We start from the raw sequence: 21,525 nt of genomic DNA, 5'->3' as shown, positions 1-21,525 counted from the left end.
AGCATCTTGTTGTCAAGCCGATGTTCTTTGATTGGCCCTTTGGAATGAGCGTGGTGCAGCCGTTACGAGTTTGTTATGCGGGTGTTCCCAGGGGTGAGTTTGTGTTACTCTCGGGGTCGCGATGTCACGGCCGGCCCCGTACACAGCCGAGCAAAAGCAGCAGGCCTTAAAGAGCATTCTGGAGAGCGCCGCGTTCCGGCGGTCGGACCAGTCCAAGGCGCTGCTCGAGTACCTTTGCCAGCAGGAACAGCAGGGCCGGGCCAACGCCGTCACCGAGTACGAGATCGGGGTGCAGGCGCTGGGGCGGCCGGCGGATTTCTCGCCTGAGACCGACTCTTCCGTACGGACTCGTATTCATTCGCTGCGAAAAAAGCTGGAGGAGTACTACGGCGGCGAGGCCAGTGCAGCCGAGTTCCGGCTGGAGATCCCGAAAGGCTCCTACGGCGTCAAGTATGTAGTCCAGACGCAGGACGAGAAACCGGTGAGCCGGCCTAAGCCGTGGCTGCCGTTCGTCTTAGGGGCGCTGACCGTGGCTTTGCTGGTGGGCGGATGGCGTCTGTGGTCCTCGCGCAGCCAGCCGGAGAGCGAGCGGTTTTTGAAGGCGGCCTGGGGTCCGATGGTGGAACCGGGCACGGAAGTCACGATCGCCCTGGCGACGCCACTCCAACTGTATGTCCGTGATTTTGGGAACGATCCGCCGCCGACAGGCGATCCGGCATTTCGGACCGAGATCGACCGCACGCCCGGCTTCGAGCAGTGGTACACACGGTGGCGGAACCATCCATTAGGCAAGACCGCGTTCCTGCATCCCAACCATCATTCTCCTTTATGGGGCGACGCCTCGGCCGCGCTGGTGGTGACCCAGGCCCTGGCGGCGCGCGGCGCGCATGTGGAGACGATTCCTGCCTATCGTACTCATGCCGTGGCACTTAGGGAGAGGAACGCGGTGCTGATCGGGCGGCCCGAGTACAGCGAAACGGTGAGTTCGCTGATGCCCGAGGGCGGCATGACGGTGGAGTACAACCCCGAGCACCGGCGCCTGGGCGTCCACAACCGCAGTCCCCGGAAGGGCGAGACGGAGTGGTGGTACGCGACCGATAACCTGCGTCTTAACTATGGTTTAGTGACGGTGCTGCCAACGGATCAGGCCAGCCGCCGGAGGCTGATCATCTTCTCCGGAATCAATTCGGACGGTTCGGAAGCAGGAGCGAAGTTCTACACCTCGACTGAGGGCCTGGCCCAGCTCGAGAAACGGTTCGGGGGCCGCTGGCCAAGAAAGTTCCAGGTCGTGGTCAGGACCGAGTCGATTGACAGTTACAGCCTGCAGACGTACTTCGAGTTCGTCCGCGTGCTCGATTGAGTTTGAAATAAAGGCGCAAGACGGCCCGTATAGGTGGCTGAGGCAACCGGAATATGGGATCACTCAGCCTGGCGACGTCTAGCGTAACGGTACATATGAACCCGCCACCAGGATTCACAGAACTCTACAACCAATACTCAGCCATCGTGTACAAAAGCGCTTTGCGCGTCACCGGCAATACGGCGGATGCGGAAGATGCGCTGCAAACCGTCTTCATGCGGGTGTGGAACCGGGCTGACGGCGTGGATCCACAGGGGCATCCCGACCGGTATTTCCGGCGGGCGGCGACGAACGCGGCGATCGACATTTTGAGATCGAAGGCATCGAAGGCGGAGGCTCCGCTGGAAGCGAGCGGGCCGAAGGCGGTGAAGGAATCCACCTATCTCTTAAAGGAGACGCTGCGGCAGGCCGTGGCGGCACTGCCCAAGGACGACGCCGAGATGTTCCTTTTGCGGTATGTGGAAGGGCTCAGCAATGGGGAAATTGCGGAGATCTTCAATGTGGACAAGGCGAGGGTGGCGGTGAAGCTGCACCGCATCCGGCAAGTGTTGCAGGCGGAACTCGGGAAGTAAGGGGGATATGGACATGTCGGAAGAGCGTCTGGATCAAGCGTTGGAAGCACTGAGAAACGAGCCTGTGCCAACCGGGGAGATGGCAGCGGCGCAGGAGCGGGTATTGCGCAAGCTGATGGGGCAGGTCCCGTCGCTGTGCATGGAATTTCAAGCGGAGCTCCCGGCTTACCTGAGGGGTGAGCTGGCTGAGAACCGGCGGGCGTTGATGGACGATCACCTGGGGCGGTGCGCGGAATGCCGGCGCATTTACGCGGAAGCCAAAGGGGAACGGAAGGTGGTCGTCCTGCCCGCCGTGGCTGTCAGGAAGCCGAGGCCGGTGTGGCAGCGCTGGGCTCTGGCGGCGAGCATCGGGCTGGTGGCTTTGTATACGGGCCGGGACCGGATCGACGGGCTGCTGGCGCCGTCGGGTCCGCGGGCTACGCTGGAGCGGGCATCGGGCCAGGTGTACGGCTTGACCGATACGGCGATGGGCGCGGGCGCCACGTTGGCCGATGGGCAGATTGTGCGCACCGGCGCGGGGTCGCATGCGGTGCTGCGGCTGGCCGATGGTTCGGCCGTGGAGATGAACGAGCGCAGCCAGTTGTTCGTGCATGCGGCGTGGAGCGGCGCGACGGTGCAACTGGATCGCGGCGATGTGATTGTGCAGGCGGCAAAGCAGCGGCGCGGGCACTTGAAGGTGCGGACGCGCGATTCCGAAGCCTCTGTGAAGGGGACGGTGTTCGCGGTGTCGACGGGCATGAACGGCTCAGTTGTGGCCGTGGTGGAAGGCGCCGTGGAAGTGGATCAGCCGAATTTCAACAAGACGTTGAAGCCGGGTGAGATTGCGGGCTCGACCTCAGCCCTGAGTGGGGTGACGGCGCAGGAAGCGGTGGCCTGGAGCGCGGAGAAGGAGAAGTATTTCGCGCTGCTGGCTGAGTTCTCGAAGCTGGAGAAGCAGATTGCGGCGCTGCCGACGCCGGCCATGCGGACGCAGGCCAAGCTGGTGGCGTATCTGCCTTCGAACGTGATGGCCTTTGGCGCGGCTCCGAACATCTCGGGGACGCTGGAAGAGGCTGAGCGGCTGGCGGAGCAAAGAGCGGAGCAGAACGCGACGTTCGCCGAGTGGTGGAAGTCCGACAAGGGCCAGAAAGTGCGCGAGATGCTGGGCAAGGTCGAGGCGGTGATGCCGCTGCTGGGCGATGAGATCGGCTTCGTACTGGCGCAGGGTCCGGCGGGCGAGCACGACCGGGTGGCGTTTGTGATCGCGGAAGTGAACACGGGCCAGCAGGCCGCGGTGCGCAAGGCGCTGGCACCGATGGTGGAAGGCGTGAACTTCGGCGTGAACGACAAGGTGGTAGTGATCACCGACAACCAGGCGCACCTGCTGTGGGCGATGGGGCAACTGGGCCAGGGTGCTACCAGCGCCTTCGCGGCCGAGGTGGCACAGCACTATCAGCGCGGCGTGGGCTGGATGCTGGGGCTGAACGCACAGGCGTTCCAGATGAGCTCGACCGAGAAGGCGGGCGCACTGACGGGCGGAGTACCGCTGAAGACGGTGTTCTTCGAACTGCGGTCGAAGGACGGCTCGCAGGAGAACGAAGCGACGTTGAACTTCGCGGGAGCGAGAGCGGGGATTGCCTCGTGGCTGGCTCCGGCGGGGGCGTCGGGCGCATCGGAGTACATCACGAGCGACGCGCTGATGGCGTTCTCGGGTTCGACGAAGGAGCCGAGCCAGATGTTCACGGAGATCACGAACCTGATGGGCACGATGGACGATAAGTTCAAGACCCACCTGGACGAGGCGCAGGCGAAGTTGGGGATCGACATCGGCAAGGACCTGGCATCGGCGCTGGGCACGGACTTCGCGGTGGCGATCGAGAATGCGAGCCTGCCGATTCCGGGCTGGATTGCCGCGGCGGAAGTGTACAAGCCGGGCACGCTGGACGGCACGATTGCAAAGCTGGTGGATGCGCACAACGCGGAGCTGCCGGCGGAGTATCAATCGCGGAAGCTGGTGATGGGCCAGCAGACGATTGAAGGCCGGTTGTGGATGACGATCAAGGCGGCCGGGGCTCCGATGACGCTGTACTGGACCTATGACCGGGGCTACGTCGTGATGAGCACGGACCTGGGTGTGGCGCAGCGGGCGCTGAAGACGCGGGACGGCGGTTTTGCCCTGACGCGGTCAGCGAAGTTCGTGCAGTACATGCCAGCCTCGGCGGGCGTGCATCCTTCGGGCTTCCTGTGGCTGAACATGAAAGGCGCGCTGGAAGGGTTGACGGCGGTTGTTTCGAACGACGCGCTGAAGTCGATTGCACAGGACCGGGACCCGATTCTGGTGGTTGTGAGTGGAGAAACGGAACGAATCCGTGTCGCGAGTCGTACTCGATTAACGAGCCTGATTCTCGACGGGATGCTGGCCGGTACGGCAGCCGACGCAAGCTCGATGAAACTCAACCGGAAAATACAGAAGAATGCCGCCAGTAATTGAACTCGAAAACCTAAGAGTGAAGCTGGGCCGGCGGGAGATCCTGAAGGGGATCTCCTGCCGGCTCGGCGTTGCGGGCCAGGGCCGGGCGATTGGGCTACTGGGTCCGAATGGGGCCGGGAAGTCGACGTTGATCCAGACGCTGCTGGGGTTTCACCAGCCTCTGTCGGGCACGGCGAAAATCATGGGGTTTGACTGCCACAAGCAGGTTCGGGAAGTGCGGTCGCGAATCGGCTACATGCCGGAGAGCGACTCGTTCATCTCGAATATGACGGCGGTGCGATTCCTGCGGCAGATGGGCGAGCTGTCGGGGCTGCCCAAGGAGATCGCGCTGGAGAAAGCGCACGAGACGCTGTTCCACGTGGGGCTGGGCGAGGCGCGGTACAGGGACCTGGGCACGTATTCGCTGGGCATGAAGCAGATGGCGAAACTGGCGCAGGCGATTGTGCACGGGCCGCCGCTGGTGATCCTGGACGAGCCGACGAACGGGCTGGATCCGGCGGCGCGGCAGAGAATGCTGCGGCTGGTGAAAGAGATGAAGGAAGACCACGGGATGAACGTGGTGTTGTGTTCGCACCTGCTGCGCGACGTGGAAGAGGTCTGCGACGAGGTGGTGATCCTAAAGGACGGCGTGGTGGTGCACGAGGCCGACCTGGAAGCGGAGCGGAAATCGAACCGGTTCTTCGTGGAGCTGGAAGTCTCCGGCGACGACAGCGGGCTGCTGGAAGGGCTGCACAAGGTGGGCGCCGATGGAGTGAGCGAGGGACAGGGCCGGTGGCGCATTGTGCTGCCGCCGGGCGTGGAGATCGCCGTGGTGTGGAAGGTGACGGCGGGCGAGGGGTTGAGGGTAAGAAAGCTGACACACCGGCGCGACACGCTGGAAGAGATCTTCCTGCGGGCGGTGGGACACCTGGCGAAGACGCCGGGCGCGGCAGCTCCGCAGGAGGTGGCGGCCAATGGCGGTCTATAAGCGCGGATACCAGCGGTATCAGGGTCCGCTGACGGGGCACTGGGCGCGGCTGTTGTCGCTGCCGAGATTTTCGTGGGAGCGGTTATTCCAACAGAGGCTGGTAGTGCTGCTGTTGACGGCGTCGCTGATCTGGCCGCTGTTGTGCGGCATGTTCATTTACCTGTCGAACCACCTGGAGATCTTCGCGAGTCTGACCAATAACCGCGGCCAGGACGGCGGGCTGGCGAAGTTCATGGAGATCAACGCAAGGTTCTTTCTCATCTTCATGAATGCGCAATCGGTGTTCAGCGTCATGCTGGCGGCGATGGCCGGGCCGGGTTTGATTGCACCAGACCTGGCGAACAACGCGCTGCCGCTCTATCTGAGCCGGCCGTTGACGCGCAAGGACTATGTGCTGGCGCGGCTGCTGGTGCTGGTGGGGCTTTTGTCGACGGTGACGTGGATTCCGGGTCTGACGCTGTTCGGGATTCAATCGGGCATGGCTGGATGGAGCTGGATGATGGATCACCTGCGCATGGCGGGCGCGCTGCTGCTGGGGTTCTTCCTGTGGATTCTGATGGTGAGCCTGGTGGCGTTGGCGTGCTCGGCGTATGTGAAGTGGAAGATCGTGGCCGGCGCGCTGGTGCTGGGCTTCTTCTTCGTGACAGCGGGCGTGGCCTCGATGGTGAATGCGGTGTTCCGCGTGGACTGGGGCGTGCTGCTGAATCCGGCGAAGGCGATGTACGTGGTGTGGAGCGACATGCTGGGCGCCGATCCTCCGGACGGGCCCGGTTCGCTGGCATGCGCGGCGGCGCTGCTGGTGCTGGTAGGCCTGCTGGGCCTGGTGCTGGAACGCAAGCTGCGGCCGGTGGAGGTGATCAAGTGAGCCAGCAGGAAGTGGTTTTCGAGAGCGTCTCGAAGTTCTATGGCGAGGTGCTGGGCGTCAACCGGGTTTCGCTGCGGATTCCGCCCGGGCTGACGAGCCTGGTGGGCCCGAACGGGTCCGGCAAGACGACGCTGATGAACCTGATGATGGGGCTGATCCATCCGGATCGCGGGTCGGTTTCAGTTCGCGGGTTGTCGCCGAAGGATCCCGAGAAGCTGATGCGGATCTGCGGGTATGCGACGCAGTATGATGCGGCTCCGCGATGGGCGTCGGGTTTCCAGTTTGTGACGACGGGCCTCGAGTTGTACGGGTATTCGAAGGCGGAGTCGGAGCACAAGGCGTGGGAAGCGCTGAAGCGCGTGAGCCTGACGGAGGCGGCGCACCGCAAGGTGGCTGCGTATTCGAAGGGCATGCGGCAGAGGGTGCGGCTGGCGCAGGCGATTGCGCATGAACCGGAAGTGCTGGTGCTGGACGAGCCGTTGAACGGGCTGGATCCGCTGGTGCGGGCGGAGACGATTGCGTTGTTCCGCGACTATGCCGCGATGGGCCGGCACGTGATCCTGTCGAGCCATGTACTGCAGGAAGTGGACGTGATCAGCGATCAGGTGGTGCTGATCGCGAATGGCAGCATTCTGGCGGAGGGCGAGATCCGCGGGGTGCGCGAGGAGATTCACGAGCATCCGAGCCAGTTCATCATCCGGTGCCGGGATGCCTCGAAGATCGCGTCGCTGCTGTTCAATGAAGAGCACGTGACGGAGATCAAGCTGAACGAGGACAAGCTGGGGCTGCTGGTGTTGACGCGCAACCGGGAAGAGTTTGCGCGGGCGCTGTCGAGGATCGCGTTGAGCGGCCACGACGTGACGAGCGTGATTCCGGCGGACGAGAACGTGGACGCCTTGTATGAGTATCTGATCGGGGGTGGGCGATGACGATGTCGACGCGGGCCAGCCAGGCGTGGGTGATTGCGCGGATCGAGATGCGGCGGGCGTTCTTTTCGAAGCGGGCGCTGTGGGTGTACCTGCTGGCTTTGTTCCCCTCGGTGATTTTCATCGGGCACGCGGTGGATATGAAGTTCCAGCAACGGCGCATGGCCTCGGGCCCGAAAGTTTCGGCGGCGATGATCGATAGCGTGTCGCGGGGCGAGACGGATGCGGCGGTGTTGAAACGGCTGGGCGAGCCGGCGGACGACAACGAGTGGAACCGTCGGAAGTATAAGGAAACGCACGCGCCGAACGGGCAGCGGCGCTATGAGGAGCTGCCGGATTTAGAGCGGCACCGGCACCTGGCTTACTCCGACGGCAAGCGGCGCGCGTATCTGCATTTCGTCAACGGCATGCTGGAGAGCAAGAATGTGCGGGACTTGGGGAATTTCGAGGAAGACCGGTCGATTTTCGCGGCGGTGTTCCAGTATTTCTACCTGCGGCTGGCGATCTTCTTCGGGTGCCTGGGCATCTTCATGAACCTGTTCCGGGGCGAGATGCTGGACAAGACTCTGCACTTCTGGTTTCTCTTCCCGACGCGGCGTGAGGTGCTGCTGCTGGGCAAGTATATGGCTGGTTTGACGGCGTCGTGCGTGATCTTCACGGGCGGCGCGCTGTTGTCCTACGCGGCGATGCTGTGGCCGCACGGCGGGGTGGAGATGCAGGCGTACTGGCAGAGCGTGGGCTGGAGTCATGTGATGTGGTACGGCGTGGCGGCGGTGCTGGGGTGTGTCGGGTATGGGAGTGTGTTCGTGGCGGCGGGCCTGCTGTTGCGGAATCCGATTATCCCGGCGGCGGTGCTGCTGGCCTGGGAGAGCATCAACGGGTTTCTGCCCGACGTGCTGCAGAAGCTGAGCGTGCTGCACTACCTGCAGTCGTTGTGCCCGGTGCCGGCTCCTCTGGATAGCGATGTTCCTCCGTTATTGAAGATGTTGTTGAATCCGGCGGCGCCTTCGTCAAAGGCGGGGGCGATCCTGGGGTTGATGGGGGTCACCGTGCTGGTGCTTTGGGCGGCGTCGAAGGCGGTGCGGCGGCTGGAGATTAATTACGGGACGGAGTAGGGGGACGCGGTGGCTGCCGGCGTCGCCGTGGGTTGGGCTTTTCGGGTTGAGCTGGAAGTGGCTTCGTTGATGCGGCGGGCCCCCGGCTTGCGCCGGGGGTAATGCTGGGGGGAGTGTTCGGTAGCTCCCGGATTGGGTGCCCCGGGGGCGGGTCGCGGTTGGAGTTGGAACTCTTCTTGGGCTTTTCGGGTTGAGCTGGAAGTGGCTTCGCTGTTGCGGCGGGCCCCCGGCTGGCGCCGGGGGTAAGGCTGGGGGGAGTGTTCGGTTGCTCCCGGAGTGGGTGCCCTGGGGGCGGGTCGCGGTTGGAGTTGGAACTCTTCTTGGGCTTTTCGGGTTGAGCTGGAAGTGGCTTCGCTGTTGCGGCGGGCCCCCGGCTAGCGCCGGGGGTAAGGCTGGGGGGCCTTTTCGGAGGCTACCGGAGTGGGTGCCGGTGGAGCTGTTTCGGAGGCTGCTGGATTGGGTGCCGGGGGGCGCCTCTCGGCTCGATGGGCTTTCCGTGCCTGTGAATTTCGCCTTGTGTTTGCCTTCCAAATAGCGGCGAACGGAATGCCGCTGGAACACCATATACTGGGGTACACGGAGGGCGTGTAATGAAGAACATGATTTTGCGGACGGCGCTGGCCGGAGCAGTGGCATTCAGCTGCCTGGCACAAACGGCTCCGCCTAAGAAGAAGGTCGCGATTCTCGATTTTGATTACGGAACCGTGCAGGGCGGCGTGTCGGCGATCTTCGGCGGCAATGTCGATATCGGCAAGGGTATTGCCGATTTGCTGGTGGAAAAACTGGTGCAGGGCGGCGTTTATACGGTGTACGAACGCAAGACCCTGGACAAGGTGATGGCCGAACAGAACCTTTCCAACAGCGACCGCGCGGATGCTGCGGCGGCGGCGAAGATCGGCAAACTTCTGGGCGTGGACGCGATCATCATGGGGAGCATCACGCAGTTCGGGCGCGATGACAAGGAGACCAACGTCGGCGGCGGCGCGCTGGGGGGCATGGCTTCGCGCTACGGTCTCGGCGGCGTGGGCAAGAAGGAAGCCAAGGCAGTAGTGGCGATCAGCGCACGCATTATCGGCACGGATACGGCCCAGATTTTCGCAGCGTTCACTGGGAAAGGCGAGTCGAAGAGGTCGGGCGCGTCTCTGCTGGGCTCGGGCGGCAGCTACAGTTCGGCGGCGGGTGCGGGCTACAGCATCGGCAGTTCGCAGTTCGCGAATTCAATTCTCGGCGAGGCGACAGCGCAGGCCGTGGCCTCGACCGCGACACAGTTGCAGGGCAACTCCTCCGCGATTCCGGCGCATGCGCGCATCATCGAGGGCCTGGTGGCCGATGTCAGCGGCAACACGATTACCCTGAACGTCGGCAAGAAAGCGGGCGTCGCGCTGGGTGACAAGTTCCAGGTGGTGAAGGTGACGCGCGAGATCAAGGATCCGGCGACGGGCAAGGTGATCCGGCGGATCGAAGAGACCGTCGGCTGGGTGACCATTACCGACCTGGACGACCTGGCGGCTGTCGGCTCCTACGCGGGTACATCGCCCTTGAAAGTCGGCGATGCGGTGAAGACGACGAACTGAGGCGAGCGATGGACTACGCGATTGGTTCACGCATCGGCGACTACGAGATCATTTCCGTCCTGGGCGCCGGCGGGATGGGCAAAGTATATAAGGTCCGCAACCTGCTGACGGAGCGCACCGAGGCGCTGAAGGTCCTGCTGATGAACGCGGGCGAGGAGCGGGACCAGGCGGACCGGTTTCTGCGCGAAATCAAGGTCCAGGCGCGTCTGACCCACCGGAACATCGCGGGTCTGCACACGGCATTGCGTGTGGATAACCAGGTGTTGATGGTGATGGAGTATGTCGAAGGGACGACGCTGGAGCGGCTGTTGAAGTTGGGCCCGGCACCGCCCCGCAAGGCCGCGGAGCTAATGAGCCAGGTGCTGAGCGCACTGGCATATGCGCACGGCGAAGGCGTGGTCCACCGGGACCTGAAGCCGGCCAACATCATGGTGACCACGGAAGGCGTGATCAAACTGCTGGACTTCGGCATTGCCAAGTTGAAGCAGGATCAGTCGCTGACGAAGACCGGGTTCACCGTGGGTTCGCTGCCGTATATGTCGCCGGAGCAGATTGAAGGCGCGACGGACCTGGATCACCGGGCGGACATTTACGCGCTGGGGATCTCGCTGTATGAGATCGTCACCGGACGGCGGCCGTTCCTGGGCGACAGCGATTATTCCCTGATGGTGGCGCATCTGAAACAGACTCCGGTGCCGCCGATTGAGATTGATCCGAATGTGCCGCAGGCGTTGAACGATATTATCCTGACGGCGATTGAGAAGGACCGGGAGCGGCGGTTCCAGTCGGCCGCGGCGATGCTGCGCGCGATGGAGACGTTGCTGGGCGGGCCGGCCGCGGGGGCTACGGTGACTCGGCCTGCCGTGGCGGCGTCCGTGTCCCCGGCTACACACACGCCGGCTGCGGCAACGGGGGTTGTTCCTCCGGCCGCGACTACGGGTGGCGCGGCTCCTCTTTCGGCTTCGGCGTTCATGCAGTCGCCGGTGTCGGCTCCGGCTCCCGAGTTCCCTGCCCCGGCTTATGCGCCGGCGGCAGATGTGCCCACGGGCCGGCCTTTGGGGAACCGGGGGTTGTATATCGCGATCGGCTCGCTGGCCACCGTGGCCGTGCTGATTGTCGGCGCCGTGCAGATCCCAAAGTTGTTCCGGACCCAGGCGGGCGGGCCGACGCAGAGTCTGTCTTCGGGGCAGGATGCGACAGGCACGCCGCAGCCGCCTCGGGTGGAACCGAGTTCCGGGCCGGCTACGGGGCCCGCTAGCAGTCCGGTGGCCGGGCAGGCTCCGGTGAGCCAGCCGGTTTCGGGGGGCGCAAAGGAGGTGCCTGTGCCTACGGGCGGCGGGCGGCCTCATGCGGATCCGGTTTCGACGCGGCCCGGGTCGAGTCAGGCTTCGATTGAGCCTTCGGGCGCCAGCCAGAATCCGGTGGTGACGGCGCCTCCCGTTGTGCAGCAGCCGGCGGGGTCGAATGCCGCGAGTCAGGCGGCGGAGGCGTCCGCGGGGGCCTTGCGCGATTTGCGGGAACAGTTGATGCTGCTGGGGACGCGGGCCACTACCGTGAAGGCGAGCCTGGAACGGATGAAGCAGGCGCAGGCGCGGCAGGGTTTGGGCATGCGCGGCGACATCAATACGGCGGCGCAACGGATGGAGTTTTACCTCGACGAGTGCGAGGGCGCGATGAAGCGCGGCGACCTGGCGGGCGGGAAGAAGTATCTCGATCTCGGTGAGCGCGAGGTGAGCAAGCTGGAGTCGTTCCTGGGGCGGTAGAACGGGGTTGGCGGGGCGTCGCGCTGCTGCACTGAGTGGAGCCTTGCGGTGGCTGTCCACGGCGGTGAAGGCGCGTGGGGACCGTGGCCCGCGCCATTGGGGACGCCACCGTAGCCCGTCGCTGCGCTCCGGGACTGGGGACGCGGGGGCGGCTTCCTCCGTTTTGGCGGCCCGCAGGGAGATACTGAGAGTCCATAGAAGACGCGCTGGCATAGGGTCGTCCGGATGGGGTCGTTGCAGCTCTTCAGCGGGCTATCCGCTCACTCACCTTCGCGGCTCTATTTCGGCTTCGTCCGCTTTGGCGGCCCGTGGGGCCATGGGGACTCCTTACCAGTCGCGGTTCGTGGCGCGGGGGGCTGGTTACTGGTCAGATGGGGCGGCACTCGACTACGTAGTAGGCGGCTTGGGGTCCCGCGGATACCACTTCCAGGCCCGCTTGCCGGACTAGCGGCTTGAATTCGTCCAGGGTGCGGTGCTTGCCGGCCAGCAGCACCATCTCGATGGTTAGCGTCCGGGAGCCGCCGTTGGGGCTTACACTCTTCAACACCACGACACGGCCGTTGGGCCGGGCGGCTTCGGCAGCTCGCTTCAGGATGGCTACGGTTTCCGCGTCCGGCCAGTCGTTCAGGATCCCTCTTAGTAAGTAGAGACCGGCTCCGGGCGGCAGGGGGTCGAAGAAGCTCTGACCACAGAGGGTCACGCGCGAGGCCACTCCGGCCTGCTCGAAGATTTCCGTGGAGCGGGCTACGGTGCCGGGCTGGTCGAGCAGCGTTCCCTGGAGATGCGGATGGACTCGCAGCAGTTCGGCCAGCATGGCTCCGGTACCGCCGCCTAGATCGACTACCGACTGGATGGAGTCCCAGCCTCCAGTGATGTCAAAGTTGGGGTTGGGCAGGCCGTGGCCGGCTGGGCCGATGAGGGCGTCGAACTGGGCCGCGATGGCCGGGTTCGCTTCGAGATCCTCCCAGAAGCCGCGGCCGAAACGTTCGTGATAGGCGGGGCGGCCGGTGCGGACATAGCTGGGCAGGGTGCCCCAGGCGTAGGCCATGCGGCCTCCGAAGCCGTCGACGTCGAGGCCGATCAGCGTGCCCGGATCCAGCAGGCCCCGGGCGGTTTCATTGAGGGCGTACCGGCCGGGCGCGGTCTGCTCAAAGACGCCTTTGGAGGCGAGGTAGCCGAGGAGGCAGTCGAGAGCGTAGGCGTCGCAGTGAGCAGCGGCGGCGAGTTCGTTCACGTCCGAAAGACCGGCCTGCAGGTGATTGGCGATACGCAAAGTGGCGGCGGTGTGGATGCACCAGGGGGTTTGCAGGTCGCACAACTGCCAGAGGTCGGCGGGGGGCTGATTGGACATGGGCGTGACAGGCCTCGAGATTTGGATTGGACACCAGGGTGGCGGAGGGAAGCCGCCACCGTTCTATTCAAGCATTGTAAGCCTGCGCGGGTGATGCGGGCGCGCGCCTCCAGGTGACTGTGGAGGGTGGCCTACTGATTCAGCAGGAGTGCGAATACCCGACGGAGGCTAGCTACGCGACAGGGGTATGCGGCGTCCATAGGGGTGACCGAGCAAGAAGCGAGGTCCGGTAAGGAGAGTAAGACGATGACACTCACAAATGGCAGGGATGGCGCGGAACGCCGCTTCGGATTCACGATGCTGCGCAAGCTGCTACTGGTGTCGGCGGCCTTGATCGTGGCCCTGCCCGCGAGCGCGGGCGTCCGCTATGTCCGGGGCGGCTTTGGCTTTGGCCCGGCGTTCGGACCGTGGGGTTACGGCTATGACCCGTACTTCTACGGCGGGTACCCGATGGTGACGCATCCGAATGCGGGCCAGGTGAAGCTGGATACGAAGATCAAAGACGCCGAGGTATTCGTGAACGGGTCGTATGCGGGCACGGTGGGCGAGCTGAAGTCGATGTGGCTGCGGCAGGGGTCATACAAGCTGGAAGTGCGGGCTCCGGGGCGCGAGCAGTTCGCGCAACAGATCTACGTGGTGAACGGCAAGACGATGAAGGTGCGGCCGGAGCTGCGTATGGAGCCGAAGTCTTGACGCAGCATCGGCGCGGCGCGCAGTGCGCCCACCCATTCCGGATGAACACCGGCCCAACGTCCTGAATCAAGGACTTGGGCCGGTTTTGCATTACAAATCTTACGAAGAAACTGGATGGGGTCGGCAGTCATCCAAGGAATAGAAGTAACAGAGAGCGGCCCGGCCGCGGCCGCTGTGACGGCTGCCGGCACTGGGTGGAGGAAAGAAATTCATGATGAGGCCGGTTGTTTGCGGCGTGCTGGCGATGGTGCTGGCGGCTTCTCCGGAGATGGCTCAGACGAGAGCGAAGGCGCCTCTCAGCGCGCCGGCGAAGTCGCTGGCGGACTATAGCGAGGCGATGGAGAACCTGGCCGAGGCGGCGAGTCCGGCGGTGGTGCAGATCCTGGTGCAGCGGGTGGCGCCGGTGGGCCAGGGCGATTCGCAGCGGATGGGTTTTGTGTCGGAGCAGGAGGCCACGGGCTCGGGTGTGATCGTGGATCCGGCCGGCTACATCGTCACGAACGCGCATGTGGTGCAGAATGCGCGGCGCATTGAAGTGAAGGTGCTGCGAATGGATGAGAAGGGCCAGGCTCCGCATGGGCACGTGCTGCCGGCGAAGCTGGTGGGGCTGGACCGGCAGGTGGACATCGCGGTGCTCAAGATCGAGGGCACGAACCTGCCTACGCTTTCTTTTCTCAATTCGGACACCCTGCGTCAGGGGCGGCTGGTGATGGCGCTGGGCAGTCCGCTGGGGTTGCAGAATACGTTGACGCACGGCGTGGTGAGCGCGACGCTGCGGCAGCTCAAGCCCGAGAGTCCGATGGTGTACATCCAGACGGACGCCCCGATCAATCCTGGCAACAGCGGCGGGCCGCTGCTGGATATCGAGGGAAAGATCGTGGGGATCAACACGATGATCTACTCGGAGTCGGGCGGCAATGAGGGGATCGGTTTTGCGATTCCGGCGAATCTGGCTAAGGACGTGTACCAGAAGCTGCGCAAGGACGGGCGGGTCAGGCGCGGCGCGATCGGGGTGCTGCCGGAGGCGATTACGCCGGCGCTGGCATCGGGCTTGGGCCTGGATCGCGACTCCGGTGTGATTCTGTCGGATGTGGCTCCGCATGGCGCGGCGGACGCGGCGGGGTTGCAGCCGGGCGATGTACTGATCTCGATTGACGGGAAGCCGATCCGGGAGGTGCGGGACCTGGCGTTGACGGTGTTCCAGCGGTCGCCGGGCGATGAGTTGAAGATCGTCTTCCAACGCGGCAAAGAAGAGATGACGAAGACGGTGGCGGTGCTGGAGCGCAAGAACGAGCCCAGCCTGCTGGCGGACCAGGCCAGTTATGAGGCCGCGCTGGTGCGGGAACTGGGGATCCTGGCGGTCACGGTGGACGAGAAGGTGACGGCGATCCTGACGGACCTGCGGCGGCTGTCGGGCGTGGCGGTGGCTGCGGTGCCGGCCGAGTATGCGGGTTTGAATCCGGGGTTGGTGGCGGGCGATGTGATTTATGAGGTGAACACCAAAGCCATTGCGTCGCTGGATGAGTTGAAGGCTGCCGTGAAAGAGCAGAAGAAGTCTGATGCGGTTGTGCTGCTGGTGGAGCGGATGGGGCAGCTGATCTATGTGACGGCAACGCTCGAGTAGAGCGCTGCCGTCGAGACTGCGGGTTATTGCAGGGTGATGGTGGCGCGGGCGGTGTCGTTGCCCAGGCCGGAGGCATCGGTCAGCGAGAGGGTGACGGGGCAGAAGGCGCCCGCGGCCGAGGCTTGGGCATCACCGATGTTTCGGACCACGGCGTGGAACACGACCTTCGGCTGGCTGTCGAGCGTGACCGTGGCGAGTTGGCCGATGTGGACGGCGAAGAGGCTCGACTGGGGGATCCGGGTTTCGACCTGGCGGTTGAGATCGGAGACGATTTCGAGGTCCCTGGAAAACTCATCGCGAAGGACGAGGTAGCCGTCGGCCGGCGCGAGGACGGGGCTGCGGACGGCCGCGGCCTGCGGGCTGGCGACGGCGGATTCAGCGGCGCGGCGGTCGTCTTCCGCCTGCTGGAGAGCGGCCTGGGCCGCGGCCTGCTGCGATTCCAGTTGCTCCATGGTGTTGAGCGAGTTGCCGGCGAGTTGCGATTGCGTGTCGATCTGGCGGCTGGCCGACTGCTGCAGCGAGAGCGCCTCGTCGTGCTTCAACTGGCTCTCCATCCCCTCGCGGTAGAGCATCTCGTCCCGCTGCACAGCGGCCTGCACTTCGCCGGCGGCCACTTCCGCGCCCACCAGATGGTTGCGGGTGTCTTCGGCTCGAGCGCGGGCGGCGGAGACGCGGGCCTCCGCGTCCTGGAGTTGGGTGCGGGCCGCTTCGACAGCGGCCGCGGCGGCAGCCAGGTTGCGGCGGGCGTCCAGTTCCGCGGCGGGCGCGGGCATCGCGTCCAACTGGGTTTCGCCGATCACCTGGCCTTTGCGGACCTGGGCGTTCAAGGGGACTTCGAGTTCGAGGACGGAGCCTTCCACCGGCACTGTGGAGACGGAGACGAGCTCGCCGGTCAGGCGGAAGGGCGCCGGATCCTGGGGGCTCTCGCCGGCATCGGATGGCCGCCAGTGACCAGTGGACGTGAGGTTGGCATGGGTCCAGACTGCGCCCACGAGACAGGCCGTGGTGAGCAGGACGACGGCCGAGGTGGTTTGCGGCTTCATGGTGAGTCCTTTCTGGCTTGGGTTGGTTAGGGGCTGCGGTTGGTGATGCGGTCCATTAAAGACGAGTAGGTGGAGCCCGGCCCTTGCCAGTCGCGGTTTGCCTGGGCGCTAGCGGCCGAATCTGCGGAGCTGGGAGAAGAGGATCGAGGCGGTGAGCCCGAGCAGGATGCCCAGGATTCCGCCTGTGAGGTAGAGGGTGGCGGCCTCGATGGCGATGACGAAGAGCAGGTTCCTGCCCTGCCGGAGCGCGGGCCGCGCGGCCTCCACGGGAGCAGCGGCCAGCGGCGCGATATGGATTTCGTTGATCTGCGTTGCCATGCTGCTGCTCCTTGGGCCTGAACGTCTGTACTGCCTCGGCGCCGGTGAGGGTTTGCGCGTCAGCCGATGTACCACTCACTGCCGGCCTGCCAGGTGGGTGGCGGGTGCGGGTCCGGCGTCTCTCCGGCTCCCCCGATGAGGTGAATGATGCGGGTCGTCCGCAGCACATCGGCGGTGGAGCCGGAGAGGTTGAGCAATCTCAGTTCGCCGCCCGCCAGGGTGACGAGGGCATAGCCGACCATGAGTTCCCCGATGTCCTCGATATCGAGCGAGGGGACCTGGGCGAGGTCGAGCAGAATGTGGGAGCGGCCTCTCTCCACCAACTGCCGCAGCTGCTGGTGGAGAGAGCCCTGCTCTTGCGGTGAGGCGAGTTTCCCGTGCGCGCCGATGATGATGAAATCGCCGCGCTCGTGGACCGTCAGCCGGCCGTTCATCAATTGGCTCCCGGGGTGATGGTGTTGCGCAACTGCTCTTCCTCGTGCTGGACCTTCTCATACTTCAGGTAATCTTTGAGCGTTTTGGTGATCTGGTCGGAGTCGCGCTTCACGTTGGCGACGTAGGCGCGGTATTGCGGGCTCCAGAGGAAGTTGTGGTTGTTGTTGAAGAACTGGATGGCGTCTTCGGTGTTGGTGGCCGCTTCCCGGAGCATCGGCATCACCTTGTCGATGGCCTGCTGTTCCCAGGGCTGCAGGGTATCGCGTTCCGCTTCGAGCGAAGAGATCTCGCGGTTCATGGTGTTGACGTCATCCTTAAGGGCCCACAGGGGGCTCAGGTGGGAGTCACTGGAGAGGGCGGCATTGCTGGCGTCCATCTTGAGGCGATCGGCCTGTTCGGCGGTGCTGGAAGCGGTCTCGCGCATCTCTTCGAGCAGCACCCTGGGGTTCTGGCTCGCACTGGCGGGGGTGGTTCCGCCGAAGGACGGCTGGGCAATCGCGACCAGGGAACCGATCGCGGTCATCAGGGTGATGGAAAAGCTTCTCTTGGTCATGACTTGCTGTTTCTCCTATTCGCTGTGTTTGCCGGTTGCTCTATTTGTTCCGGCTCACTAATGAAGACGACAACCGGCCGCGAATGGCGTCTCCCGTCGACACGGCATTCACGGTCGAGTTGAGGTGGTAGGCGGGCGGCAGCGGCGGCGCGGGTACCCTATGCCGGGTATTTGCGGGGTTCGCGCCAGGGTAGACGGTAGCTTAACGGCCGGCGGCACCGTCGAGAAGAGCAGGAGACATCCAAATGAAAGACGCAATCCAACGGAGGCCAGAGCGGTGGAGCAGGCTGAAGATGACGGCGGGTCTGGTGTGCGCGGGGGTATTCGCCCTGTCTGCCCCTGCCCGGGCGCAGGTCCAATTCTCGCCGCAGCAACTGGACGACCTGGTGGGGCGGATCGCACTGTATCCCGACCCGCTGCTGGCACAGTTGCTGACGGCCTCGACGTATTCCGAACAGATCAAGGATGCCGCGCAATGGGCGGATCAACACAGCTACCTGACGGGAGGCAACCTGGCCGGAGCCATCCAGCAGGACAACCTGCCCTGGGATCCGAGCGTGCAGGCGCTGCTGCCCTTCCCTTCCGTTCTGGACATGATGGCGGGCAACATCTTCTGGACGCGCCAACTGGGCGACGCGGTGCTGGGCCAGCGCGGCGATGTGATGGATGCGGTGCAGGCGATGCGGCAGAAGGCTCGGGAATTCGGGTATCTGCAGGACAACGCGCAGTATCGCGTGACGGTGGGCGGCCCGGGCGATATTGAGATCGTCCCCGTGGATCCGGGTTTCTACTGCCTGCCTGTCTATGACCCGCTGATTGTCTTTGGACGGCCGCGAGTGGGCCTGGCGGTGGGTATCAGCTTTGGGCCGCGCATTGCGCTGGGCGCGGCGTTTGCGCCCTGGGGCTGGGGCCGGTCGGGCTTTGAATGGAGATCGCGGACGATGCTGGTGGATGGCCACGCCTGGGCGCGTACGCGTGAAAACCATGAAGTCTACCGGCACCCTTATGTGAGGCCGCCGCATGCGGAAGGTCCCCGGGTGGAGCGGCACGAATTGCGGCCGACGCGTCCGGAGCGTGGGGGCGGGCGCGAGGAGCACCGGCGCTGACGAAATACCTGGGCGGGTTCCACGCCGGGCTACAGGGTTTTCCGGCGTGGAATCCCCAGGCGGGCGAGCGTGATTTACCGCGCCGGTGGTATGGGCTGGAAGGGCCGGACACCGCATGATGGGGATACCCGAGAGAAGGCGGGTCAGCCGTGATCGAGAGTTCCAGATGGTTTCCAGCAATGGCCCTGGCGGGCCGGGGGACGTGGAGCGTGGCGAAACTGGTGCAGCGCATCCAGTCGGTAGTCCTTTGCTTCAGGAAACGGGCGCATCCGCAAAAGGCACCGGCCGGGCTGGTGGGCGAAGGCGTGCCACGGACTTTGGCCGTGATGGGCGAAGGCGCTGACCGTCGCGCGCTGCAGGCTGCCTTTGATGAGCGGGGCTGGGCTGTGACATATGCTGATAGCACGACTGAGGCGCTGGTGCTGCAGATGCAGCAGCGGTTCCCGATTGTGCTGTTTCAGCGTGAAGTGGCGGGCCGGGACTGGCGTCCGGCGGTGCGGGTGCTGTCGCGCATGATGCCCCGAGCCTGCGTCGTGCTGATGTCGGACACCTCAGACATGAACCAGTGGGAAGAGCTGGTGCGCTGCGGAGGCTTCGATGTCGTGCGAACACCGGTGGAGGGGAACGCCGTGATCCGCATGGTGAGCGCGGCGTGGTCGATCTGGAAGCAGCAGGACAGCCACGCGGCGCGGCCGGTGGCGGGCCTCAAGAGATGACGCCCTTGCGCACGGCGTAGAGGATGAGCTCGGGTACGCTGTGCAGATTGAGCTTCTCCATGAGATTGCCGCGATGGGTCTCGACCGTGTAGAGGCTGAGGTTGAGCATGTTCGCCACATCTTTGTTGCTCTTGCCCTCGGCGATCAGTTGGAGCAGTTCGCGCTCGCGCTGGGTGAGCAGCTCATAGCTATCCTCGATGTCCTTGTCCTGCAACTGGCGCACATAGTCTTCGACCAGCAGGCGGCTGACGGCGGGACTGAAGAAGGCCTTGCCCGCACTCACTGAGCGGATGGCGAGGATGAAGTCGGACTCGGCGGATTCCTTGAGCAGGTAGCCGCGGGCTCCGGCCTTGAGGGCGCGCAGGACGTAGCTTTCATCGGAGTGCATGCTGAGGACGACGATCGAGACGCCCGCCTGTTTTTCACTGATCTGCCGGGCCGCCTCGATGCCGTTCATGTTGGGCATGGTGATGTCGAGGACGACGAGATCGGGCTTGAGCTCTTCGACCAGGGCGACGGCTTCGCGTCCGTCGCTGGCCTCGCCGATCACCTGAAAGTCCTTGTGCTCCTCGAGGACGAGGCGCAATCCGCGCCGCATCACGGCATGGTCGTCGGCAAGAATGATTCGAATCATGGAGTTTCCTTTGTAGGATGCTGAGCCTGGTCCGGGAGAGGCAGCAGGATGGAGAGGACGGCGCCCTGGCCGGGTGAGGAGTCGATGGAGAAGCGGCCGCCCAGTTGTTCCACACGCTCCTCCATGCCGAGCAGGCCCATGCCCTTTTCGCGATGTGGATCGAAGCCGACGCCGTCGTCCTGCACGGTGACGGAGAGGCCCTGCTGGTCTCGGCGGACGACGACCCTGACCTGCGTGGCCCGGGCGTGGCGGGTGCAGTTGTGCAGGGCCTCCTGGACAACGCGGTAGACACAGGTGCGGTGGGAGTCGGGCAAGTCTTCGACGATCTCATCGGCCACCATCTTCACCTTGAGGCCGGAACGGCGGGTGACCTCGCGGGCCTGCCAGCGCAGGGCGGCGACGAGGCCGAGGTCGTCGAGCATGGAGGGGCGCAACAGCAGGGCCATGTTCCGCACCATGCCGACGCTGGCTTCGGCGAGCCCTCGCACGGACTTCAGCCGCTCGCCGCGGGTCTCTGGATCGGGCGAGGTCTCCAGGCGGCCGAGTTCGACCAGCATGGCGGACATGGTCTGGCCGACCTCATCGTGCAGTTCGCGGGAGAGGTTGCGGCGTTCCTCTTCCTGTGCCGTGACGAGGCGGCTGGAGAGGCTCTGCATTTCACGGCGGGCGGCTTCGACTTCTTCGTAGCGGAGCTGCGCCTCGTGCTCCAGGCGCTGGACACGGCGGATGCTGAGGGTGGCGAGCGCGAGGCCCAGCAGCAGCGCGGTGAGGGAGATGACAACCACACGGCGGCGGAAGCCGGATTGGACGGCGCGAATGCGTTCCTCGCCGGCGTCGAGGTCGCGCTCATTCAGGGCCGTGATGCGCCGCGTGAGCTGCAGGACCTCGGTGCGGAAGGGGAGGATGACGTCGAGCAGGAAGCTGCCGGCCTTGGAGCGGCGGAGTTTGGCGTCCCACTGAAGGGCAGGCTCCAGCGACCACCAGTAGGAGTCGACGTGGCTGCGGAGTTCGTTGAAGGCATCGCGCTCAGAGGCGGGCAGTTTGGCCTCGTAGACCTGGAGAGTCTCGCGGGTGTGCGTGCGGAGCTGGTGGAGTTCGGCTTTCTGGCTCTCGGCGCGGGCTCCGTCGACCTCGAGGAGATAGTCGCGCACGACGGTGGCGATGCGGAAGATGTCGGCACGCAACTGGTCGAGCAGGGCGTCGCGCGCGCGGGATTCGTTGCGCAGGGCCGCGGTGGCGAGTTCGACTTTGCGGAGCGACGTGGTGGCATCGAAGGCCATGGCGACCATGAGGAGCAGCAGTCCGGCGAAGCCGATGCCCAGCGCGCGGGCCCAGGTGGACAGGAACTGGCTCGCCACCTTGCGGAGGGACCAGCGATGGGTGGAAGGATCCGCCATCTGTGGGTGATGCCTTGTCCCATTGTTAGCACAGGGGCTGGGG

Annotated in this window: 20 protein-coding genes; 13 read left to right on the top strand and 7 right to left on the bottom strand. The window is 64.7% G+C overall.

What is annotated here, in order from left to right; translation table 11 throughout:
• Positions 1 to 121: 121 nt before the first annotated feature.
• From IRI77_RS02305 to IRI77_RS02265, 9 genes are all read left to right on the top strand, one after another.
• The gene (locus IRI77_RS02305; protein ID WP_194450478.1) at positions 122 to 1,360 is read left to right on the top strand and encodes a hypothetical protein; all 1,239 of its coding nucleotides are present in this window, start codon (positions 122 to 124) and stop codon (positions 1,358 to 1,360) included.
• Between the two features lie 95 nt (positions 1,361 to 1,455).
• Positions 1,456 to 1,932, top strand: coding sequence for an RNA polymerase sigma factor (locus IRI77_RS02300; protein WP_194450477.1), 477 nt, complete (start codon positions 1,456 to 1,458; stop codon positions 1,930 to 1,932).
• Between the two features lie 13 nt (positions 1,933 to 1,945).
• Positions 1,946 to 4,402 (top strand): FecR domain-containing protein, encoded by a 2,457-nt coding sequence (locus IRI77_RS02295; protein WP_194450476.1) that lies wholly within the window; start codon positions 1,946 to 1,948, stop codon positions 4,400 to 4,402.
• Positions 4,386 to 5,369 carry an ABC transporter ATP-binding protein gene (locus IRI77_RS02290; RefSeq protein ID WP_194450475.1) on the top strand — a complete coding sequence of 328 codons (984 nt, stop codon included), beginning with the start codon at positions 4,386 to 4,388 and terminating at the stop codon, positions 5,367 to 5,369. Before IRI77_RS02295 ends, IRI77_RS02290 begins: the two co-directional genes overlap by 17 nt.
• A complete protein-coding gene (locus tag IRI77_RS02285) occupies positions 5,356 to 6,234 on the top strand; it encodes an ABC transporter permease subunit (RefSeq protein WP_194450474.1) in 879 nt (292 codons plus the stop codon). Before IRI77_RS02290 ends, IRI77_RS02285 begins: the two co-directional genes overlap by 14 nt.
• The gene (locus IRI77_RS02280; protein ID WP_228486561.1) at positions 6,231 to 7,163 is read left to right on the top strand and encodes an ABC transporter ATP-binding protein; all 933 of its coding nucleotides are present in this window, start codon (positions 6,231 to 6,233) and stop codon (positions 7,161 to 7,163) included. Before IRI77_RS02285 ends, IRI77_RS02280 begins: the two co-directional genes overlap by 4 nt.
• Positions 7,160 to 8,275, top strand: coding sequence for an ABC transporter permease (locus tag IRI77_RS02275; protein WP_194450472.1), 1,116 nt, complete (start codon positions 7,160 to 7,162; stop codon positions 8,273 to 8,275). The genes IRI77_RS02280 and IRI77_RS02275 overlap by 4 nt, the downstream gene beginning before the upstream one ends.
• A gap of 590 nt (positions 8,276 to 8,865) precedes the next feature.
• Positions 8,866 to 9,849: a CsgG/HfaB family protein gene (locus IRI77_RS02270; RefSeq protein ID WP_194450471.1), complete on the top strand. Its 984-nt coding sequence runs from the start codon at positions 8,866 to 8,868 to the stop codon at positions 9,847 to 9,849.
• A gap of 8 nt (positions 9,850 to 9,857) precedes the next feature.
• Positions 9,858 to 11,612 carry a serine/threonine-protein kinase gene (locus tag IRI77_RS02265; protein WP_194450469.1) on the top strand — a complete coding sequence of 585 codons (1,755 nt, stop codon included), beginning with the start codon at positions 9,858 to 9,860 and terminating at the stop codon, positions 11,610 to 11,612.
• A gap of 367 nt (positions 11,613 to 11,979) precedes the next feature.
• Here the strand turns inward: IRI77_RS02265 and IRI77_RS02260 are convergent, their stop codons facing one another.
• The gene (locus tag IRI77_RS02260; RefSeq protein WP_194450468.1) at positions 11,980 to 12,963 is read right to left on the bottom strand and encodes a methyltransferase; all 984 of its coding nucleotides are present in this window, start codon (positions 12,961 to 12,963) and stop codon (positions 11,980 to 11,982) included.
• 246 nt (positions 12,964 to 13,209) lie between these two features.
• Between IRI77_RS02260 and IRI77_RS02255 the strand changes: the two genes are divergently transcribed.
• Both IRI77_RS02255 and IRI77_RS02250 read left to right on the top strand, forming a co-directional pair.
• Positions 13,210 to 13,656, top strand: a complete 447-nt coding sequence (locus IRI77_RS02255) for a PEGA domain-containing protein (RefSeq protein ID WP_194450467.1) — start codon at positions 13,210 to 13,212, stop codon at positions 13,654 to 13,656.
• Between the two features lie 211 nt (positions 13,657 to 13,867).
• Positions 13,868 to 15,280, top strand: coding sequence for a trypsin-like peptidase domain-containing protein (locus IRI77_RS02250; RefSeq protein WP_194450466.1), 1,413 nt, complete (start codon positions 13,868 to 13,870; stop codon positions 15,278 to 15,280).
• 23 nt (positions 15,281 to 15,303) lie between these two features.
• Here IRI77_RS02250 and IRI77_RS02245 read toward each other — a convergent pair whose 3' ends face one another.
• The 4 genes from IRI77_RS02245 to IRI77_RS02230 form a co-directional block, all read right to left on the bottom strand.
• Positions 15,304 to 16,323, bottom strand: a complete 1,020-nt coding sequence (locus IRI77_RS02245) for an HlyD family secretion protein (RefSeq protein WP_194450465.1) — start codon at positions 16,321 to 16,323, stop codon at positions 15,304 to 15,306.
• 108 nt (positions 16,324 to 16,431) lie between these two features.
• Complete coding sequence (locus IRI77_RS02240) at positions 16,432 to 16,641, bottom strand: hypothetical protein (protein WP_194450464.1); 210 nt, start codon at positions 16,639 to 16,641, stop codon at positions 16,432 to 16,434.
• 59 nt (positions 16,642 to 16,700) lie between these two features.
• Positions 16,701 to 17,075: an STAS domain-containing protein gene (locus IRI77_RS02235; RefSeq protein ID WP_194450463.1), complete on the bottom strand. Its 375-nt coding sequence runs from the start codon at positions 17,073 to 17,075 to the stop codon at positions 16,701 to 16,703.
• A complete protein-coding gene (locus tag IRI77_RS02230; protein ID WP_194450462.1) occupies positions 17,075 to 17,629 on the bottom strand; it encodes a hypothetical protein in 555 nt (184 codons plus the stop codon). Before IRI77_RS02230 ends, IRI77_RS02235 begins: the two co-directional genes overlap by 1 nt.
• 245 nt (positions 17,630 to 17,874) lie before the next feature.
• Here IRI77_RS02230 and IRI77_RS02225 point away from each other — a divergent pair, with 245 nt between their 5' ends.
• Both IRI77_RS02225 and IRI77_RS02220 read left to right on the top strand, forming a co-directional pair.
• Positions 17,875 to 18,735, top strand: coding sequence for a DUF3300 domain-containing protein (locus IRI77_RS02225; RefSeq protein WP_194450461.1), 861 nt, complete (start codon positions 17,875 to 17,877; stop codon positions 18,733 to 18,735).
• Between the two features lie 149 nt (positions 18,736 to 18,884).
• On the top strand, positions 18,885 to 19,451 hold the full coding sequence (locus IRI77_RS02220) for a hypothetical protein (RefSeq protein WP_194450460.1): 567 nt from the start codon (positions 18,885 to 18,887) through the stop codon (positions 19,449 to 19,451).
• On the opposite strand, the gene IRI77_RS02215 is transcribed toward IRI77_RS02220, so the two are convergent.
• The gene (locus IRI77_RS02215) at positions 19,441 to 20,085 is read right to left on the bottom strand and encodes a response regulator (protein WP_194450459.1); all 645 of its coding nucleotides are present in this window, start codon (positions 20,083 to 20,085) and stop codon (positions 19,441 to 19,443) included. The genes IRI77_RS02220 and IRI77_RS02215 overlap by 11 nt on opposite strands.
• Positions 20,082 to 21,482 carry a sensor histidine kinase gene (locus tag IRI77_RS02210; protein ID WP_194450458.1) on the bottom strand — a complete coding sequence of 467 codons (1,401 nt, stop codon included), beginning with the start codon at positions 21,480 to 21,482 and terminating at the stop codon, positions 20,082 to 20,084. The genes IRI77_RS02215 and IRI77_RS02210 overlap by 4 nt, the downstream gene beginning before the upstream one ends.
• Between the last annotated feature and the right edge of the window lie 43 nt (positions 21,483 to 21,525).

The sequence above is a fragment of the Paludibaculum fermentans genome (assembly GCF_015277775.1).
In the GTDB taxonomy this organism is placed as follows: domain Bacteria; phylum Acidobacteriota; class Terriglobia; order Bryobacterales; family Bryobacteraceae; genus Paludibaculum; species Paludibaculum fermentans.
The sequence above is the reverse complement of the archived record's forward strand: the minus strand, read 5'-3'. Positions and strand labels throughout refer to the sequence as shown.

What these genes read in the sequence shown, in the direction of transcription:
- IRI77_RS02305 (WP_194450478.1), top strand. Translation starts at nt 122, where the DNA reads ATGTCACGGCCGGCCCCGTACACAGCCGAGCAAAAGCAGCAGGCCTTA.
- IRI77_RS02300 (WP_194450477.1), top strand. Translation starts at nt 1,456, where the DNA reads ATGAACCCGCCACCAGGATTCACAGAACTCTACAACCAATACTCAGCC.
- IRI77_RS02295 (WP_194450476.1), top strand. Translation starts at nt 1,946, where the DNA reads ATGTCGGAAGAGCGTCTGGATCAAGCGTTGGAAGCACTGAGAAACGAG.
- IRI77_RS02290 (WP_194450475.1), top strand. Translation starts at nt 4,386, where the DNA reads ATGCCGCCAGTAATTGAACTCGAAAACCTAAGAGTGAAGCTGGGCCGG.
- IRI77_RS02285 (WP_194450474.1), top strand. Translation starts at nt 5,356, where the DNA reads ATGGCGGTCTATAAGCGCGGATACCAGCGGTATCAGGGTCCGCTGACG.
- IRI77_RS02275 (WP_194450472.1), top strand. Translation starts at nt 7,160, where the DNA reads ATGACGATGTCGACGCGGGCCAGCCAGGCGTGGGTGATTGCGCGGATC.
- IRI77_RS02270 (WP_194450471.1), top strand. Translation starts at nt 8,866, where the DNA reads ATGAAGAACATGATTTTGCGGACGGCGCTGGCCGGAGCAGTGGCATTC.
- IRI77_RS02265 (WP_194450469.1), top strand. Translation starts at nt 9,858, where the DNA reads ATGGACTACGCGATTGGTTCACGCATCGGCGACTACGAGATCATTTCC.
- IRI77_RS02260 (WP_194450468.1), bottom strand. Translation starts at nt 12,963, where the DNA reads ATGTCCAATCAGCCCCCCGCCGACCTCTGGCAGTTGTGCGACCTGCAA.
- IRI77_RS02255 (WP_194450467.1), top strand. Translation starts at nt 13,210, where the DNA reads ATGACACTCACAAATGGCAGGGATGGCGCGGAACGCCGCTTCGGATTC.
- IRI77_RS02250 (WP_194450466.1), top strand. Translation starts at nt 13,868, where the DNA reads ATGATGAGGCCGGTTGTTTGCGGCGTGCTGGCGATGGTGCTGGCGGCT.
- IRI77_RS02245 (WP_194450465.1), bottom strand. Translation starts at nt 16,323, where the DNA reads ATGAAGCCGCAAACCACCTCGGCCGTCGTCCTGCTCACCACGGCCTGT.
- IRI77_RS02240 (WP_194450464.1), bottom strand. Translation starts at nt 16,641, where the DNA reads ATGGCAACGCAGATCAACGAAATCCATATCGCGCCGCTGGCCGCTGCT.
- IRI77_RS02235 (WP_194450463.1), bottom strand. Translation starts at nt 17,075, where the DNA reads ATGAACGGCCGGCTGACGGTCCACGAGCGCGGCGATTTCATCATCATC.
- IRI77_RS02230 (WP_194450462.1), bottom strand. Translation starts at nt 17,629, where the DNA reads ATGACCAAGAGAAGCTTTTCCATCACCCTGATGACCGCGATCGGTTCC.
- IRI77_RS02225 (WP_194450461.1), top strand. Translation starts at nt 17,875, where the DNA reads ATGAAAGACGCAATCCAACGGAGGCCAGAGCGGTGGAGCAGGCTGAAG.
- IRI77_RS02215 (WP_194450459.1), bottom strand. Translation starts at nt 20,085, where the DNA reads ATGATTCGAATCATTCTTGCCGACGACCATGCCGTGATGCGGCGCGGA.
- IRI77_RS02210 (WP_194450458.1), bottom strand. Translation starts at nt 21,482, where the DNA reads ATGGCGGATCCTTCCACCCATCGCTGGTCCCTCCGCAAGGTGGCGAGC.